The sequence below is a fragment of the Thalassotalea euphylliae genome, from assembly GCF_003390395.1.
Classification (GTDB): domain Bacteria; phylum Pseudomonadota; class Gammaproteobacteria; order Enterobacterales; family Alteromonadaceae; genus Thalassotalea_F; species Thalassotalea_F euphylliae_C.
This window is the reverse complement of record NZ_QUOV01000001.1, coordinates 3,304,651-3,321,849: the sequence shown is the minus strand read 5'-3', so window position 1 is coordinate 3,321,849 and position 17,199 is coordinate 3,304,651. Positions and strand designations below refer to the sequence as shown.

At 42.9% G+C, this 17,199-nt stretch carries 15 protein-coding genes; 10 read left to right on the top strand and 5 right to left on the bottom strand.

Going from position 1 to position 17,199, the window contains the following annotated elements:
• Positions 1 to 91 precede the first annotated feature (91 nt).
• The 5 genes from DXX92_RS14730 (at position 92) to parE (ending at position 4,684) form a co-directional block, all read left to right on the top strand.
• A complete protein-coding gene (locus DXX92_RS14730; protein ID WP_220347664.1) occupies positions 92 to 739 on the top strand; it encodes an NUDIX domain-containing protein in 648 nt (215 codons plus the stop codon).
• The gene (locus DXX92_RS14725; protein WP_116001136.1) at positions 726 to 1,193 is read left to right on the top strand and encodes a DUF1249 domain-containing protein; all 468 of its coding nucleotides are present in this window, start codon (positions 726 to 728) and stop codon (positions 1,191 to 1,193) included. The genes DXX92_RS14730 and DXX92_RS14725 overlap by 14 nt, the downstream gene beginning before the upstream one ends.
• A 58-nt stretch (positions 1,194 to 1,251) precedes the next feature.
• Positions 1,252 to 2,103: a metallophosphoesterase gene (locus tag DXX92_RS14720; protein WP_116001135.1), complete on the top strand. Its 852-nt coding sequence runs from the start codon at positions 1,252 to 1,254 to the stop codon at positions 2,101 to 2,103.
• Between the two features lie 82 nt (positions 2,104 to 2,185).
• Positions 2,186 to 2,767 carry a YqiA/YcfP family alpha/beta fold hydrolase gene (locus DXX92_RS14715; RefSeq protein WP_116001134.1) on the top strand — a complete coding sequence of 194 codons (582 nt, stop codon included), beginning with the start codon at positions 2,186 to 2,188 and terminating at the stop codon, positions 2,765 to 2,767.
• 30 nt (positions 2,768 to 2,797) lie between these two features.
• The gene (gene parE, locus DXX92_RS14710) at positions 2,798 to 4,684 is read left to right on the top strand and encodes a DNA topoisomerase IV subunit B (protein ID WP_116001133.1); all 1,887 of its coding nucleotides are present in this window, start codon (positions 2,798 to 2,800) and stop codon (positions 4,682 to 4,684) included.
• 352 nt (positions 4,685 to 5,036) lie between these two features.
• Here parE and DXX92_RS14705 read toward each other — a convergent pair whose 3' ends face one another.
• The 5 genes from DXX92_RS14705 to DXX92_RS14685 all read right to left on the bottom strand — a co-directional run bounded on the left by DXX92_RS14705 (position 5,037) and on the right by DXX92_RS14685 (position 10,578).
• Entirely contained in the window at positions 5,037 to 5,753 is a 717-nt protein-coding gene (locus DXX92_RS14705; protein ID WP_116001132.1) for a ZIP family metal transporter, read from the bottom strand.
• Between the two features lie 214 nt (positions 5,754 to 5,967).
• Positions 5,968 to 6,375, bottom strand: a complete 408-nt coding sequence (locus DXX92_RS14700) for a phosphate ABC transporter substrate-binding protein (protein WP_116001131.1) — start codon at positions 6,373 to 6,375, stop codon at positions 5,968 to 5,970.
• A gap of 9 nt (positions 6,376 to 6,384) precedes the next feature.
• Complete coding sequence (locus tag DXX92_RS14695) at positions 6,385 to 7,578, bottom strand: porin (RefSeq protein WP_116001130.1); 1,194 nt, start codon at positions 7,576 to 7,578, stop codon at positions 6,385 to 6,387.
• Between the two features lie 116 nt (positions 7,579 to 7,694).
• Positions 7,695 to 8,882 carry a hypothetical protein gene (locus tag DXX92_RS14690; RefSeq protein WP_147301971.1) on the bottom strand — a complete coding sequence of 396 codons (1,188 nt, stop codon included), beginning with the start codon at positions 8,880 to 8,882 and terminating at the stop codon, positions 7,695 to 7,697.
• Positions 8,883 to 8,958: 76 nt separating this feature from the next.
• Positions 8,959 to 10,578, bottom strand: coding sequence for a methyl-accepting chemotaxis protein (locus DXX92_RS14685; RefSeq protein WP_116001128.1), 1,620 nt, complete (start codon positions 10,576 to 10,578; stop codon positions 8,959 to 8,961).
• 563 nt (positions 10,579 to 11,141) lie between these two features.
• Between DXX92_RS14685 and acs the strand changes: the two genes are divergently transcribed.
• The 5 genes from acs to ribBA all read left to right on the top strand — a co-directional run bounded on the left by acs (position 11,142) and on the right by ribBA (position 16,781).
• A complete protein-coding gene (acs, locus tag DXX92_RS14680; RefSeq protein WP_116001127.1) occupies positions 11,142 to 13,085 on the top strand; it encodes an acetate--CoA ligase in 1,944 nt (647 codons plus the stop codon).
• Between the two features lie 180 nt (positions 13,086 to 13,265).
• Positions 13,266 to 13,721 carry a transcriptional regulator NrdR gene (gene nrdR, locus DXX92_RS14675; RefSeq protein WP_116001126.1) on the top strand — a complete coding sequence of 152 codons (456 nt, stop codon included), beginning with the start codon at positions 13,266 to 13,268 and terminating at the stop codon, positions 13,719 to 13,721.
• 87 nt (positions 13,722 to 13,808) lie between these two features.
• On the top strand, positions 13,809 to 14,933 hold the full coding sequence (ribD, locus tag DXX92_RS14670; protein WP_220347663.1) for a bifunctional diaminohydroxyphosphoribosylaminopyrimidine deaminase/5-amino-6-(5-phosphoribosylamino)uracil reductase RibD: 1,125 nt from the start codon (positions 13,809 to 13,811) through the stop codon (positions 14,931 to 14,933).
• Between the two features lie 57 nt (positions 14,934 to 14,990).
• On the top strand, positions 14,991 to 15,647 hold the full coding sequence (locus DXX92_RS14665; RefSeq protein WP_116001124.1) for a riboflavin synthase: 657 nt from the start codon (positions 14,991 to 14,993) through the stop codon (positions 15,645 to 15,647).
• 24 nt (positions 15,648 to 15,671) lie between these two features.
• A complete protein-coding gene (gene ribBA / locus DXX92_RS14660; protein WP_116001123.1) occupies positions 15,672 to 16,781 on the top strand; it encodes a bifunctional 3,4-dihydroxy-2-butanone-4-phosphate synthase/GTP cyclohydrolase II in 1,110 nt (369 codons plus the stop codon).
• The last annotated feature ends 418 nt before the right edge of the window (positions 16,782 to 17,199 follow it).

Genomic DNA, 17,199 nt, shown 5'->3' with positions numbered 1-17,199 from the left:
TTAAATAACTAACTGAAACAAATAAGTGTTTACCAGTGTTATGCTTATGTAACAAAATATTATTAAACAGTGGAATGATAGGATATTTCGCGTGAAAGTTAAAAACAAAATTCATCAATACGATAGATGCGATGTGAACTTGCACGAGCAGCGATGCCGATATCAAGGCTTTTTTCGCATTGATGAATACGTATTGAGTCATCAGCTGTTTAATGGTGGTGAAAGCAAAGTGTTGTCTCGTGAAATTTTTGAACGAGGTGATGCCGTTGCGGTGATACCTTTTGACCCGAAAAACAATTCAATCGTTGTTGTTGAGCAGTTCCGAGCGGGTGTGCTGCGCTCAGCAGAAAACCCGTGGTTGATTGAATTCATTGCAGGCATGTTCGGCCAAGATGAGGCGCCAGAGCAAGTTGCGGTGCGCGAAGCAAAAGAAGAAGCGAACCTTAATCTATCACCAGAGCAACTTATTCACCTCACCAGTTATTTTTCATCACCAGGTGGTACTTCAGAGCAAATTCATTTATTTGCTGCGCCAATAGACAGTGAAAATCTTGGCGGCGTTTATGGGCTAGACGACGAAGGGGAAGATATAAAAGTACACGTCTTAACGCTTGCCGATGCGCTCGCTCTGGTAAATGATGGTACAATTAACAATGCGATGACCATCATTGGTATACAGTGGCTGGCATTAAACGCGCAACAGCTTGTTAACCACTGGAATATCAATGACCTCAACTAATGCATCAGCAAAACCTGCTTATCGCCCTAACTTGCCTAGTTTGATGGAGCTATGTGCTGTCAACTATATGCTGGCGCTAAAGTTACTGGCAAATAAGGAAGAAGTGGGGGAGGTCAGAGAGTTTTTTATCGCCGATAAGCTGCACTATGCTATTACGGTTAAAGAGGTTACCAAATACACCTCACTTATCACGGTTGAGCAAGTTCAGCAGTTTGATTTTTCTGGCTTAGATAATTTACTCGCTCCTAAGATGATGATCCGATTGTATCACGATGCACAAGCGGCAGAGGTCATCAGTAGCCAAGCTATTCGCAACATTAAGCCTAAGTATCATTACCCGAATGATTTAATGTTACTGCCAGATGAAAAATTGCAAGTTAATGCGTTTTTAAAAGAGTGGTTGCAAGTTTGTTTAATGCACGGTCGCTCAGCGGTGAGCAATACTGCGCAATAGCGTCTTATTTATTAGTTCTTATGTTGCTTTAACTTTGCTTTAACGTTGCTTAAACACCATGACCAAACACCTTGACTCTGCGCCTTGTTTTACGATTGCTCAGTTTAGCGACAGCCATTTATTTGCTGATAAGCAAGCGATGCATTATGGCGCAGATGTTTATCAAAACCTTGTTAAGACTTGTCACCACATTGCCAATAACAAGGCGATTGATATCGTGGTGTTCACTGGTGATTTAACACAAGATCATACAGTAGAGTCTTATCACCGCTTTAAGGCACTTGTTGAAACCCTGTTATGCGATAAAACCGTCTACTTTCTTGCTGGTAACCACGATGATATTACTGTGTTAAATGATGTGCTGACGGGTAAACCATTTAACCAAGCAAGATCATTTTCACAGGGAAACTGGCGCTTTCATTTGCTTAATTCGAAATCTGCTACGCCAGCTGGCTATGTTGATATTGAGCAACTGAGTGAATTTGTTTCTGCTGCGGTAAACTTAAGCACGAACAATAGCAACGCAGAAAATAGCGTGAGCGATGACAGTAGCCTAGAAAATGTTAAAGCAGATGAAGAACTGTTTCAGTTTTGTTTTATGCATCATCACCCCGTTGATCTGGGTTACTTTATTGATCGCCATGGGTTAACGAACCATAGTGAATTTTGGCAATGTATGAACAACTGGCGTTCACTCAAAGGTATTGCCTGCGGTCACGTGCACCGTGCTTTTGAGATTCCTGCACAATCGGGACAAAGAAATGCCCCTGTTTATACCTGCCCAGCAACCTCAATTAAGTTTGCTCGCGATACAGAACAACTTGTCGCAGAGAGTTTACAACCTGGGTATCGTTTGTTTGATTTCTTCGCCAATGGTGATATTAAAACACAGGTTGTTTATTTAACTTAAGCTTGTTTAGCTCAAAGTTTATTTAGCTTAAGGTTGTCCATCTAACTTGAGGTTATTAAGCACATTATGATGAGTCTTTATTATGTCTAAAGCGGTTTTATACATTCACGGTTTTAATTCTTCGCCACAATCAATGAAAGCGGAACTCACTCGTGACTATTTGGCAAAACATTGCCCAGAAGTGGAGTTTCACTGCCCACAAATAATGAATTCACCTAATGCTGCGATTGCGCAGTTAGAAGAAATCATCAATAGCAAAACTGATGTCAACTGGCACTTTATCGGTTCTTCGCTGGGAGGTTATTTCTCAACTTATTTAGCACAAAAGTATCAATGTAAAGCGGTTCTGGTTAACCCCGCAATTACACCTTATTTGTTACTTAGCGATTATATTGGTTGGCAAACCAACCCGTATACGCAAGAGCGCTATGAAGTAAAGTCAGCACATATGGCCGAACTTAAGCAGCTTGAACAGCAAAAAATCACAGAAAACTTGTATCAAGTCATGGTACAAACAGGGGATGAAGTGTTAGATTACCAACTTGCCGTGAACAAATTCTCCAATAGCCAATTAATTGTGCAGCAAGGTGGTGATCACAGCTTTATTAATTTCGCTGATATGTTACCAGCAATCACTGATTTCCTAGATTTAGTAAACGCCTAACTAAAATAATAACGACGATTAGAAAACCCGATGAGTGAACAATACAATTCCGAATCCATTGAAGTTTTAAGTGGCCTAGAGCCCGTACGCCGCCGTCCTGGCATGTATACCGACACAGACCGACCTAATCATTTAGGCCAAGAGGTTATTGATAACTCGGTGGATGAAGCCTTAGCGGGGTTTGCCCAAAACATCACGGTTATTTTAGATAAAGATCAGTCGTTAGAAGTGATTGATGATGGCCGTGGTATGCCAACGGATATTCACCCTGAAGAAGGCGTTTCAGGGGTGGAACTTATCTTTTGTAAGCTACACGCTGGCGGTAAATTCTCTAATAAAAATTATCAGTTCTCTGGTGGTTTGCACGGGGTCGGTATTTCGGTCGTTAATGCGCTTTCTACACGCGTTGAAGTGACGGTAAGACGCGACAGCAAAGTGTTTGAAATGGCGTTTGAGCACGGTGAAAAAGTACAGGAATTAACGGAAACTGGCACCGTAGGTCGCAGAAATACTGGCTCTCGCGTGAAGTTCTGGCCAGATGCTAGTTATTTTGATTCGGCGAAATTCTCAACCACTAAGCTAAAACGTTTACTTAAAGCGAAGGCGGTTTTATGCCCTGGCTTAACCATCAAATTCCACGACAAAAACGAAGGTGAAAAGCACGTTTGGTGTTATGAAGATGGCCTAAGTGACTACATTAAAGAAAGCGTTGGTGACAGTGTTAGCCTGCCAGAAGAGCCATTTATTGGTAGCTTTAGTGCACAGCATGAAGCGGCAGACTGGGCAGTTACTTGGTTACCAGAAGGTGGTGAAACGGTTTCTGAAAGTTATGTAAACCTGATCCCAACCATTCAAGGTGGTACGCATGTTAATGGTTTACGCCAAGGCCTGTTGGAATCAATGCGTGAGTTTTGTGAATTCCGCAACTTGATCCCAAGAGGAGTGAAGCTAACGCCTGATGATATTTGGGATAAATGTAGCTTTATCTTGTCGGTAAAAATGCAAGATCCGCAATTTGCCGGTCAAACCAAAGAACGTTTGTCATCGCGACAATGCGCCGCTTTTGTCACTGGTGTGGTTAAAGATGCGTTTAGTTTGTGGCTAAATGAACATACCGAAATTGCTGAAGCGCTTGCTGAATTTTGTATTTCTAACGCTCAACGCCGCTTAAAAGCAAGCAAAAAAGTTGTCCGTAAAAAAGTCACCCAAGGGCCAGCTCTGCCGGGTAAATTGACCGATTGTGGTAGCCAAGATCCCGAAAAAACCGAGCTGTTTTTAGTGGAAGGTGACTCAGCTGGTGGTAGTGCAAAACAGGCTCGCGATCGCGAGTTCCAAGCGGTGATGCCGCTGCGTGGTAAAATTCTTAACACTTGGGAAGTGGAGTCAGGCCAAATTCTTGCTTCGCAAGAGGTTCACGATATTTCCGTTGCACTGGGTATTGATCCAGACAGTGAAGATTTATCGGCACTGCGTTATGGTAAAATTTGTATTCTTGCGGATGCAGATTCCGACGGACTGCATATCGCGACATTATTGTGTGCGCTCTTTACGCAACACTTTTTACCACTAGTTCGCGCAGGCCATGTGTATGTGGCGATGCCGCCTTTATACCGTATCGATATCGGCAAAGAGGTGTATTACGCACTGGATGAAAGTGAGAAAGAAGGTGTTTTAGACCGTATTGAAGCGGAAAAGAAACGCGGTAAAGTCAATGTGCAACGCTTCAAAGGGTTAGGTGAAATGAACCCTATGCAACTGCGTGAAACAACCATGGATCCAAATACGCGTCGTTTAGTTCAGCTTACTGTAGATGAACACGACGAAACCATGGAAACCATGGATATGCTACTTTCGAAAAAACGCTCAGGGGATCGCAAAGATTGGCTGCAGAGTAAAGGTGATATGGTTCAGCTTTAGTTTTAATGTTGAACTAATTTCAACAAGTAACTAACCTCAGCTCTGGATAACTAATGTGCTTCTAGCGGCTATTTATACTGCTACCAGCGTTAAATTGACTTGCAATAGACTAGCTATTGACGCGCAAATTTGCCTTGATATCAGCAAAAATCTCTCGCTAGAAGACAACGATTAACATAAACATTTGAAATGATTTGTTATTCACTATTTCTTATCCAAACCTGAGGTTTACTAAAAAAGCCCGTAACCTAATAATTACGGGCTTTTTGGTTTGCCCGGATCTTTTATTCAATTGTTTTATTTGGGGGGAAATTTAGTTGTTTTGTTTCTCTATAAAAGGCTAGAGCCGCTGTTAGTGCCCTAGTAATTGTTGACCATAAAGTGTTAAACAAAAACCAAGTACTGCACCCAGTGGTGGTGCCCAATGTTTTTCTAGGCGTGATTGTGGGGCAATATCTTGGAAGATTAAATACAAGATACCACCCGCCGCAAATAGCATCATAATGCCCAGCAAGCTTTGATAGCTTGAGAGCCAATAAAAGCCAGCTAAACCAGCAGCAGGGCCAACAAAAACAAGAATAAACATGTAGCTAAAAATTGTTGTGTTTTTTACTTTATTGGCTTGCAGTTCTTTATAACTATTAAAGCCTTCCGGTAAATTTTGTAAGCCAATTAACACTGCCAGTAGCAACGCGGTTGGTGATTGCGTAGCAACCAAGCCGCCTAATGCAATGGCTTCCGGAATATAGTCCAGAATCATGCCCATTAGTTGAGGGTTTTCGCGCCGCTTTAATCCTAGGTAACGTTCTAGTAAGAAAAAGCATATACCACCAGCCAAAATAATAACTACGCTTAGTGAGTCAGGCTCAATATAGTTGCTACCTTCAGGAATTAGTACAAGTGTTGTCGCCCCTAGTAAAATACCGCCACCAAATGCGATAACAAAATGGCGAAACTCTTGTTCCAGCCATTGGTTTTGAATATTTTCGTGACTGGCGAAAAAGGCGCCGAGTGGAATACATAAGCCCGCTAAGGTCGTGAGAAGAATTATGATCAGTGTGTCACTCATAAATCACCAGATAACAATAAGATAAAGTGGTTATTCTGCATTAATAGTACAAATCAGAATGTAAAAAGTCTTATAGAAAAGTGTTATCACTTGCACCTTGTTTTATGAAAAGTGAATAAGATAAAGAAAGCCGAATACTGAAGCTTTCCAGTATTCGGCAGTAGAGTAGTGCTAAAAGTGTTTTTTAGCTTATTTAGAGCTCGCTAATGTTTAGTTAGAACTGTCCAACCGATTTAACACTGTCGTTGACAGCCCCGTCACTGACATAGCCGATTAAGTTTGGATTTTTGCTGATTAGGTCAACTATCTCAGCTTCAGAATCAACACTTCTTGGTGCTTGACCTTTACCTGTGAAGACCAATTTTGACCAGTAAGCTTTGAATTGGCTTTCTGACTTTCCGACAACTGCTTTGAGAAAATCTCCTCTGAGTTGACCTGATTTAAGATCAATAGGAATTGCTTCATCGCCATTAGGAAACTTCTTAGTTTTTCCTAAGAATATTTTTTTGACCGCCTTTTTATCAAGGGCATCGGCATTGGAAGGATGCACAATAACAGTGACTGCTTGGCTGCTAAAGGCCGTGAAACACGAAGACAACAATAATAATTTTAATTTATTCATAATGAGCTCCTAGAAAACAACATCAATGCCAGCGGACATGATAGAGTAATCACCTATATCTGGGCGAGTATGATCTCCACTAATATAATCGACTTTGAATGCTGCATTGGGATGAAAATCATATCGCAGTGTAATGCCAACCGCATCAAATTCTGGTTGCCCTAACACCTCAATAAAAGTTTGCCCCGTTGCCAATAAAGTTGGCGATTGCACCCCAGATAGTCCCTCACTGTAGTCAATTTCCTGTGTTTGTTCTTCTGCGTGAACAGTAATAACAAATTCGTTGAAGCGATAACCAAGTGCGACGTACCAACCTTCGTTTGTCGAGTCAGAAGATTCTTCTACACCGTAACTAACATATTCCGCATCAAGCAATATATTATTGTAGTCGATGCCAAAACCGGAAAACCAGTAAAGGCCATCTTTTTCGTGCCAGCCCAAACCGTTAATAAAGTTATTAACATCACTGGTGGTTGCCCCTTGAGCAAGGGCTAAATCAATACCCGGTTGAACGCTTGCCAACACCACTGCTTGGTCAAACTGCTCTGCTTGAATTTCGGCGCCGAAAACACCGGCAAACACCTTCCACCAATCGCTGGATAAGGTGAGGTTCAACGAGATTATTTGATCTAGTGCTAAAGGAACTTCACCGCCAATAGCTGATAGAAACAAGCCGCCATCCCAATTACCAAAAGATAATTTGGTATCTAAGGTATAATCTCCATCAGCGAGTGAAAACTGACTGTTTAGTGAAATACCTTCCATTGTGGCAAATTCGAAATTCGAATAAACCGCTGTTGGCAGTCGCGAAAAGTTGTGTGCGTAACCAACTTTTTCATATTCGGATTGGTGAAAGATTGGGTTAGCGAGCTTACCTATGTGTACTTGGTGTATGTCGTTAATTTGATAGCTAAGATATGCCCACCTTGCCTCAACATCAAAGTCTTCTCGGCCCTCTGCGAAAAGTTGAATTGTTGCTGACAGGCCTTCGCCTAGCTCTCCTCGCGCTTGCAAGGCAAACAAGGACTCGCCTTTAAAGGTGACCTCACCTTCATCTAGGTAAGTAAAGGGGGGAGCACCCTCGTCAGAATCCGAATAGCTGGCTCGAACTGAGCCAAAACCGTTGAATTCTATTTGCGCTAATGCATGAGGAGAACACATTAAAGCGGCAATGACCGTCGTCAAATATCGTTTTTTCATCATAAATTGCCCTTTTCGGTAATAATAATGATTTGCTCAATTATCGAGTCACTTCATTCGTGATTCTTATCCGTAATTTTTATCGACTGTGTTTTGTTTTGCGCTTTCACCCTTATCACTTAAAAAATAAAATCAATGCCCGCAGAAACGATTGAATAGTCGCCGATATCGGTACGAGTGTTTTCGCCTTTTAGGTAATCAATTTTGAATGCTGCACTCGGATGAAAATCGTAACGTAGCGTAATGCCAGAGGCATCAAACTCGGTAAAGGCTAATGAGCTGATGACCCGTTGGCCGCTGGCTAAAAGCACGGGGGATTGCACATTGTTAAGAATGCTAAAGTCTCTGTCTTGGGTTTGTTCTTCGGTGTGTATGGTCACCACAAATTCATTGAATCGATAACCAAGCGCGACATACCAAGCGTCATTTTCTGCATCTGAAGAGTCGTCTATAACATAGTTGACGTATTCCGCGTCCAATAAAATGTTGTTGTAGTCGATGCCAAATCCAGCAAACCAATACATGGCATCTTTTTCATCCCATGTGATCGCATCAGTGTAGGTAGTGACATCGGCCTGAGTAGCACCCTGTGCCAAGGCTAATTCAATACTACCTTGAACAGCCGGTAAAATACTTTGCTGGTCTACCTGTTCACCATCTATTTCGGTGATAAATGTGCCGGCAAAAAGCTTCCACCAATCACTGGATAGCGTTAAGTTGAGCGAGAACAGGTTATCAAAGCCGAGTGGCACATTATTGCGAATGGAGGCGATAAAAACCTCACCGTCCCAGCTGCCATAAGACAGCTTGGTTTCTAGCGTTAAATCGCTATCTCCCAAACTAAATTGACTGCCGAGTGATATGCCTTCCATGGTCGCAAATTCGAAATCCACGTAGACGGCAGTCGGTAATCTTGAAAAATTATGCGCATAGCCAACTTTTTCATATTCTGATTGATGAAATATGGGGTTGGCGAGTTTTCCTACATGCAACTGATGAGTATCGTTGAGCTGATAGCTAAGGTATGCCCATCTTGCCTCAACATCAAAATCATCACGACCTTCTGCAAACAGTTGAACCGTCGCCGACAAACCTTCACCTAATTCGCTTCTTGCTTGCAGCGCAAATAAAGACTCTCCTTTAAAAGTGACTTCGCCTTCTTCAAGGTATCTAAAGGGAGCAGCCCCAAAATCAGAGTCTGAATAACTTGCTCTAACAGAGCCAAAGCCATTAAAGTCAATCTGAGCAAGTGCCTGAGAAAAGGGCAAGGTTGCTATGATTGCCATCGTCAAATATCGTGCTTTCATATTTACTAACCTTTTTAGGTACTGGTTTTCGAGATACGGCTCTACGCGAGAATAAACTACGCAGTCTAAATTCCAATTAAACCTTAAAGCCTTTGGCAATAATTTCTAAGTTGTGTGCTAAGCCCGCTAATTCGCTACTCACTGATGCTAATTCTTGAGAAGCACTGTGAGTTTGATTAGTACTTTGGCTGATATCGTCTACATGCGACACGATTTGGCCTGCAGCTTGTGATTGCGAATCTGTGGCGTGAGCTATATTGGTGGTCATTTCACTGATTTGAGAAACTGATGTAGTAATCTCTGCAAGCGAAGTGCCCGCCATGGTCACTTGTTCAACACTGCTTTCCGCCAACGATCGACCATTGCTCATTGCTCCTACAGCTTTACGGGCAGCTTGTTGAAGCTTTTCAATGGTGGTTTGAATCTCAACCGTCGAGTCTTGTGTTCTAGAGGCCAGTGTTCTCACTTCATCAGCAACAACGGCGAAACCACGTCCTTGCTCGCCCGCTCGAGCCGCCTCTATTGCTGCGTTAAGCGCCAATAAATTAGTTTGTTCGGCAATGCCCCTGATCACATCAAGTACAACGCCTACTTGGTTAGCGTCACTGTCTAGGTGGTCAATGACTTCGGAGGAATCTTCGACGGTTTTCGCCAGTTGGTGAATTGTTTCAACTGTCTTGGAAACAACATCAGCACCTTCGGTAGAAATTGTACGAGTTTGTGTTGCTGTATCGGCAGCTAAGGCGGCACTATCAGCAACGCTTTTGACACTGTGATTTAAATCGTCAACAGCGGCTTTGGTGTTGTGTGCACCATCTTGTTGGAGTTGAGTAATGGTATTGGTTTGCTCCGCGTTAGCACTGACAGAGTTTGCCATTTGCGAAAGCGGTAAGGCGATATCGACGACTTGTTTGATGGTGTTCTGCAGCTTTTCAATGAACATATTAAAGCGATTAACAAGCTCACCTATTTCATCGCTGCTTTTCGAGTTTAGTCGTACCGTTAGATCTCCTTCACCCTCTGCGATGTCTTGCAAAGAATTAACTACGCTCGATAACGACGATCTAATGCCTGAAATAATCGGTATTGCGGTGCCAAATAGCAGAATAATCGTAATAATACCGACAATAAACCCAATATTAACTAAGGTTTCTGCGGAGCTATTAGCATCGGTAATTGCCTGCTCAAATTCTTGTACTCGCGTTTTATTAAAGCTTACCAGTCCACCTTTTGCCTGCTCAAAGGCGGCGTTCATGGCTTTACCCATTTCAGGCAGTTTTTCAAAATCTATGGTGTCATTGATCATGCCACTGCTCAGCGTTCTAGCCTGTTGATAATAGCTATTGAAGTCGTTTAACAGGCTTTGCTGATCAGATATAAACTGCTGGTCAGTTGAACCTATTTGGGTGATCGAATCGATGATCTTTTCTGATAACTCGTCTGCTGAAGCAATACCATCTTCATCTCCGGTGGTTACCGCAGCATTGAGGATTTCTGATAGCCTAACGATATCAACGGCAGCAGCTTCAGATAACTGGACGACAGGAAACTGAACGTCTTTAACCCGAGAAAGCTGTTCAACGTTGTTAGTGGCATTAAAAATGGAGAGGGCGAGGTAAATGGTAAAACTGATCGTGCCTATTACTGGTATCAAATAAATTTTTTGAGCAATAGAAAGTCGATAAAGAAAATTCATACTTTGTCCTCTAATTTTAGCTATCTAAACTGTAGAACATAAATTTCAATTTTGAGAAGTTTTGATGCTAAAAGTAGTGTTCCGATTCGCTAATATATCCTGTTGACTTTTCCTGCTTTTTTGCACTTTAAATGCAGCAATGGTGCGGTTGGGAAAAATTCTAAAACTAGAAATCTGCAACGAACCTTTTAGTTAGATAATTAGTTAGATAAATAGTTAAACAAAAACTTCATAAAATTAGCTGATGTCACTTGCTAGGTTAGTGGTCGAATGGCATTCCAATGAGGAGCGGAATAGGTTGCTATTCGGCAAGGGTGAATAGGTGTATTGCTGTATTAGTACAGACAGAAGTCAAGGTGTAGTGCTAATGATAATTTGATGATAGTTTATACAAAGCGATTAAGAATGAGCCCAAAGCATTCGAATACAGCACGAGAGTAAACACAAAAACAAACATAAATGAACAGTTAGCGCAGACGTTTTTATCCACTATCAAAAATAATAAAAACAAACGATTACAACAAGCTATTACAACCATATATTAAAACAATAAGAGTCAGGATATGAAGGAACTACTGAGCCGGTATCCGGTATCACCACAGGCAACACAAAATACACATATTAACGCCGATAAATATCAGCAAATGTATCAGCAGTCGATTGAACAACCAGATGTATTTTGGGCTGAACAAGCGGAGCAATTTATTGATTGGTATAAACCTTGGGAAAAAGTCTCTGAGGTTGATTATCAAACCGCAGACATCAGTTGGTTTAAAGGGGCGCAACTCAATGTTAGCTACAACTGTATCGACCGCCATTTAGCGAGTAAAGCAAACCAAACGGCCATTATTTTTGAAGGCGATGAGCCAACTGATGACTTTCGAGTTAGCTATCAAGAGTTGCACGATAACGTCTGTCGTTTGGCTAATTTGTTAAAAGCTCGCGGTGTTAGCAAAGGCGATAGAGTTTGTATTTACATGCCGATGATCCCCGAAGTGGGCTATGCCATGCTCGCTTGTGCACGTATTGGTGCGGTGCACTCAGTGGTGTTTGGCGGTTTTTCTACCGAATCGATAAAAGCACGTGTACTAGATGCTGACTGTCAGGTGGTGATCACTGCTGATGAAGGCGTTCGTGGTGGTAAAAAAATACCGTTAAAAGCAAATGTTGATGCAGCGCTGGTTGATTGCCCCGATGTCCACTCGGTGATCATGGTTGAACGTACTGGCGTTGAAGTTAACTGGCAAGATCAGCGAGATGTCAATTATCAGGAAGTGATTAATCACTACGAGCCAACTTGTGAGCCGGAAGTGATGGACGCTGAAGACCCTTTATTTATTCTTTATACGTCAGGGTCAACCGGTAAACCCAAAGGTGTACTGCACACCTGTGGCGGTTATATCTTGTATGCTGCAATGACGCATAAATATGTGTTTGATTACCAAGAGGGTGAGATTTATTGGTGTACTGCAGATGCTGGCTGGATAACGGGTCATTCGTATATTTTTTATGGCCCATTGGCCAATGGTGCAACAACCTTAGTGTTTGAAGGTGTGCCGACTTATCCAGATGCAGGGCGATGCTGGCAGGTGTGTGAGAAACATCAGGTTAATATTTTCTATACCGCACCAACGGCAATACGTGCACTAATGGGGCTAGGTGATGAGCTGGTAGAAAAGCATGATCGCTCAAGTATTCGTTTGTTAGGCACGGTTGGCGAGCCAATTAACCCTGAGGCTTGGCACTGGTATTATGAAGTGGTTGGCCAAAGCCGCTGTTCAATCGTTGATACTTGGTGGCAAACTGAAACTGGCGGCATTTTAATTACCTCACTACCAGGTGCTGTCGATATGAAACCAGGAGCGGCGGGCAAACCATTTTTTGGTGTAAAACCAGCGATTGTCAGCAAAGAGGGCGACGTCCTTGAAGGTGAAGCTCGTGGTCGCTTGGTAATGACTGGCAGCTGGCCTGGACAAATGCGCACTGTATATGGTGATCATCAGCGCTTTTTTGATACCTACTTTAGCCAATATTCAGGCTACTACTTTACTGGTGACGGGGCCAAGCGTGATGTCGATGACTTTTACTGGATCACTGGCCGTATTGACGATGTGCTTAATGTCTCCGGTCACCGATTAGGAACAGCGGAAATCGAAAGTGCATTGGTCTTGCACCCCAAAGTGGCTGAAGCAGCCGTGGTTGGCTATCCGCATGAAATCAAAGGGCAGGGCATATATTGCTATGTCACCTTGATGTCGGGAGTTGATTGTCAGCAATCCCTTACCGAAGATTTGCAAGCCTTGGTCTCAGAAGAGCTAGGTCGCTTCGCTAAGCCTGACTACATTCAATTCGCGCCGGGTTTACCAAAAACACGATCTGGTAAAATCATGCGCCGTATCTTGCGTAAAATAGCGGAAAATGAGCTTGAAAACTTGGGCGATACCTCGACCTTAGCAGATCCAAGTGTAGTTGAAGACCTGATTAACAACCGTATAGTCCACGGCTAGTTTTTCATTCCTACCTTAGTTTCCTAGGAAACTAAACACACCGAGTGCTGCTAGTTTGCTGTTTTCGGTGTGTTATATCATTTACTCGCCTAATTGCGATAAAAGGCATCATAAAGCTTTCGCTTAACTGTTTGTTTTCGATTAAAATGCTCGACAATTTATAACCTATCGAGCGATTTCATGTATTGTCCTTTTTGCTCTGCAACTGATACTAAGGTGATCGATTCACGACTTGTGGCTGATGGCCATCAAATCAGGCGTCGCCGCGAATGTAGCGAGTGTCATGAGCGTTTTACCACTTTTGAAACTGCCGAATTGGTGATGCCGCGCATTATTAAACGCGATGGCTCAAGAGAGCCGTTTAACGAAGACAAAATGCGCAGTGGTTTGCAACGAGCGCTGGAAAAGCGACCTGTTAGCATCGAAAAAATTGAGCTGTCGGTAAATAAGGTTAAATCGCAATTACGTGCAACCGGTGAGCGCGAGCTAGACTCAGAAATGCTAGGTAATTTAATTATGGAACAGCTCAAAGAACTCGACAAAGTTGCTTATATTCGGTTTGCCTCGGTATATCGTTCATTTGAAGATATCAAAGAGTTCGGTGAAGAGATTGCTCGTCTGGGCGATGAGAAGTAACAGCATAAAATAGAATCTTGAATTCTGTATTTAAGCTTATTTTAAGGCGTATTTTAAAGTTTAAGTTAGGTTTGATTGAGAACAACGTTGACACAATTTAGCAACCAAGATCATCAATATATGGCGCTAGCCATAAAGCTGGCAAAACAAGGGCATTACACCACTTCGCCTAACCCTCGTGTTGGTTGTGTCATTGTTAACAACGGTCAAATTGTTGGCCAAGGTACGCATCTAAAAGCGGGTACGCCACATGCTGAAGTTCATGCATTGCGTGAAGCAGGTGAGCAGGCACGTGGTGCTACAGCGTATGTCACATTGGAACCTTGCTCACACTTTGGTCGCACTCCACCTTGTGCACAGGCCTTGATTGATAACGGCTTGGCAAAAGTGATTGCTGCTAACGTTGATCCTAATCCGCAAGTTGCTGGTCGTGGCCTTGATATGCTCGCAGCTGCTGGTATTGAAACAGCCTATGGCTTGCTTGCTAATGAAGCCGAGCAGCTCAATCAAGGCTTTCTTAAATTAATGCGCACCCAAATGCCTTATGTTCGTTGTAAACTTGCAGCCAGTTTGGACGGTCAAACTGCAATGGCATCTGGTGAAAGTCAGTGGATTACCTCGCCAGAAGCACGTAAAGATGTGCAACGTTTACGCGCGCAAAGCTGTGCTGTGCTGACGGGCGCTGACTCTGTGTTAATGGATGGTGCGAAAATGACCGTGCGACATCAAGAGCTTGGCTTACTTGCCAGCGACTATCCTGTAGAGGTTTTACGTCAGCCAGTGCGAGTAGTGATTGACGGTCAGCAGCGTTTAACACCAGACTTGCCGATGTTCGAATCTCCTCATCCCGTCATTTTACTGCGAACTAAGGTTGAAAATGAGCAAGACTGGCCGCATTTTGTCAGCCAAGTAGCGATAAAAGAACACGATGGAAAAATTGATTTAGCGGCAGCGTTGGCTTATCTAGGCACGCTTGGCTTAAACGATATTTTACTTGAGTCGGGTCAGCGCTTAGCTGGTGCGTTTATCGAACAAAACTTGGTAGATGAATTAATCTTGTATCAAGCCCCAAAATTGATGGGCGCTGATGGCAAAGGCTTATGCGCAATGCCAAGTATTACAAAACTTAAGCAAGCAAAGGCGCTTAATATTCGTGATGTCACTATGGTTGGCACAGATATTAAAGTGACCGCGCAATTTACTAGTCGTTAAGCTTTGTCAAAGCTAAGCGCGGTAAGTTATTGAGCTTATAACGTAAAGAGAAAAGATATGTTTACCGGAATTATTGAAGCTGTGGGCACCATCGCGGCGATTCAAATGAACCAGCAAGGGGCTGCGATTACCGTAAATGTCGGTAAATTAGACATGGCAGATGTCAAATTAGGCGACTCAATCGCCACCAATGGTATATGCCTAACGGTCGTGCACTATAGCGATAGCAGCTTTACCGCAGATGTTTCAAACGAAACCTTAAAACGTACCGGCTTTGCGAATTATCAAGTAGGCCAAAAGGTTAACTTGGAAAAAGCCATGCTACCAACAACACGCTTTGGTGGTCATATGGTCTCAGGCCATGTTGATGCGGTGGCAGAAGTAACGTCGATTACGCAATCAGGTAATAGCTGGGATTATTGGATTACGATGGCGGCGGATATCGCCCCTTATATCGCGGAAAAGGGCTCTATTACCATTGATGGCGTAAGCTTAACGGTTAACAGCCTTGCCAGTGACCAATTCCGCTTAACGATTGTGCCACACACAGCGCAAGAAACTATCATCGCTGACTACCAAGTCGGCACTAAGCTCAATATTGAAGTTGATGTGGTTGCTCGTTATATCGAGCGTTTATTAACAAAATCCCATCAGCCAACCACTTCCTCTGGTGTTAGTCATGACTTACTAGCACGCAGTGGCTTTATTAAGTAACGAAAGGCTAAACAAGAGGCAGCTATGCAATTAAATACGCCACAAGAAATTATTGATGACATCAAGCTCGGTAAAATGGTGATCTTGATGGATGATGAAGATCGCGAGAATGAGGGTGACTTCATTATGGCTGCCGAGTTGGTAACGCCAGAAGCGATTAACTTTATGGCTACCCACGGTCGTGGTTTGATTTGTTTACCTATGTCGGCTGAGCGTTGTCAAAAGCTTAAGTTACCTTTGATGGTAGAAAAGAATGATGCGCAGTTTACCACTAACTTTACCGTATCAATTGAAGCTGCTGAGGGTGTAACAACGGGGATTTCAGCAGCGGATCGCGCAACCACGATTTTAGCGGCAGTGGCAAAAGATGCCGATCAAAACTCAATTGTGCAGCCGGGTCATATTTTCCCGTTGATTGCTAAAGACGGTGGTGTGCTAAACCGTGCCGGTCATACCGAAGCAGGTGTTGATTTAGCGCGCTTAGCCGGTTTAGAGCCAGCAGCGGTGATTGTTGAGATTTTGAATGAAGACGGCACCATGGCGCGTCGTCCTGATTTAGAAAAAATTGCTGAAAAGCACGGTATCAAAATGGGCACTATTGCCGATTTAATTGAATACCGCAATGCCAATGAAACTACGATTGAGCGTATTTCGCAGTGTAAGCTGCCAACCGCTTTTGGTGATTTTGATTTAACGGTCTTTAAAGACACCATTGACGGCCAAACACACTTCGCACTGACCAAAGGCGAAATCAAAGCTGAAGAGCCTACCCTAGTACGTGTGCATTTGGAAAACACTTTCCGCGATCTATTATTTAGCCAGCGCGATAGCATCAATAAGTGGCCAATTGGCAAAGCGTTAGAGCGCATTGCTGAAGAAGGTGGTGTATTGGTGTTACTGGGTAAGCACGAGTCACCGCAAAGCTTAATTGAGCAAGTTGAAAAATACGCCAAGCTTGATGCTGGCGAGACTATCAAAGAAGTGAAGCGCCATATTGGTTCGCGTAACGTTGGTGTCGGTTCGCAAATTTTAGCGAACTTAGGTGTTAGCAAGATGCGTTTATTGAGCTCACAAACCAAATATCATTCACTATCGGGCTTTGGTCTAGAAGTGGTTGAGTATCTTGCAGAGTAAATTAGATAAGACTTATACCAATTGGATTAATTAATTGAGGAATTCAGAGCGCTGTCAGCGTTGGGAGAACAAGCCAAATTTTTGTTGATATAGTTATTCTACATCTCATCAATTGGGCGAAGTTATCTCGACGCTGACACGCTCCCTAAGGGCGAGTTTAAAAGGCTCATATACATCGTTATTGATTTTGCTTTCCATGCAAAAAAAGGAACGACCACTCTCTGCAATCAATGCCTTGCCTCTGAGACTTTTAATTCTCGCTGAATGCTTAAGTATTTATTTCAATTGGTATTAACCAATTCAAAAGCTACTGATGTCAGTAGCTTTTTTTATGCCTACACGTTTTGCCGTAAACGTCTGACACAACCGCTAACAAGATAACGACATAGTTTCGCTCAAAAAACTTTCATTTTATCTT

Bases quoted from the DNA above. Each gene is read 5' to 3' on its own strand.
- DXX92_RS14725 (WP_116001136.1), top strand. From the start codon at position 726: ATGACCTCAACTAATGCATCAGCAAAACCTGCTTATCGCCCTAACTTG.
- DXX92_RS14720 (WP_116001135.1), top strand. From the start codon at position 1,252: ATGACCAAACACCTTGACTCTGCGCCTTGTTTTACGATTGCTCAGTTT.
- DXX92_RS14715 (WP_116001134.1), top strand. From the start codon at position 2,186: ATGTCTAAAGCGGTTTTATACATTCACGGTTTTAATTCTTCGCCACAA.
- parE (WP_116001133.1), top strand. From the start codon at position 2,798: ATGAGTGAACAATACAATTCCGAATCCATTGAAGTTTTAAGTGGCCTA.
- DXX92_RS14705 (WP_116001132.1), bottom strand. From the start codon at position 5,753: ATGAGTGACACACTGATCATAATTCTTCTCACGACCTTAGCGGGCTTA.
- DXX92_RS14700 (WP_116001131.1), bottom strand. From the start codon at position 6,375: ATGAATAAATTAAAATTATTATTGTTGTCTTCGTGTTTCACGGCCTTT.
- DXX92_RS14695 (WP_116001130.1), bottom strand. From the start codon at position 7,578: ATGATGAAAAAACGATATTTGACGACGGTCATTGCCGCTTTAATGTGT.
- DXX92_RS14690 (WP_147301971.1), bottom strand. From the start codon at position 8,882: ATGAAAGCACGATATTTGACGATGGCAATCATAGCAACCTTGCCCTTT.
- DXX92_RS14685 (WP_116001128.1), bottom strand. From the start codon at position 10,578: ATGAATTTTCTTTATCGACTTTCTATTGCTCAAAAAATTTATTTGATA.
- acs (WP_116001127.1), top strand. From the start codon at position 11,142: ATGAAGGAACTACTGAGCCGGTATCCGGTATCACCACAGGCAACACAA.
- nrdR (WP_116001126.1), top strand. From the start codon at position 13,266: ATGTATTGTCCTTTTTGCTCTGCAACTGATACTAAGGTGATCGATTCA.
- DXX92_RS14665 (WP_116001124.1), top strand. From the start codon at position 14,991: ATGTTTACCGGAATTATTGAAGCTGTGGGCACCATCGCGGCGATTCAA.
- ribBA (WP_116001123.1), top strand. From the start codon at position 15,672: ATGCAATTAAATACGCCACAAGAAATTATTGATGACATCAAGCTCGGT.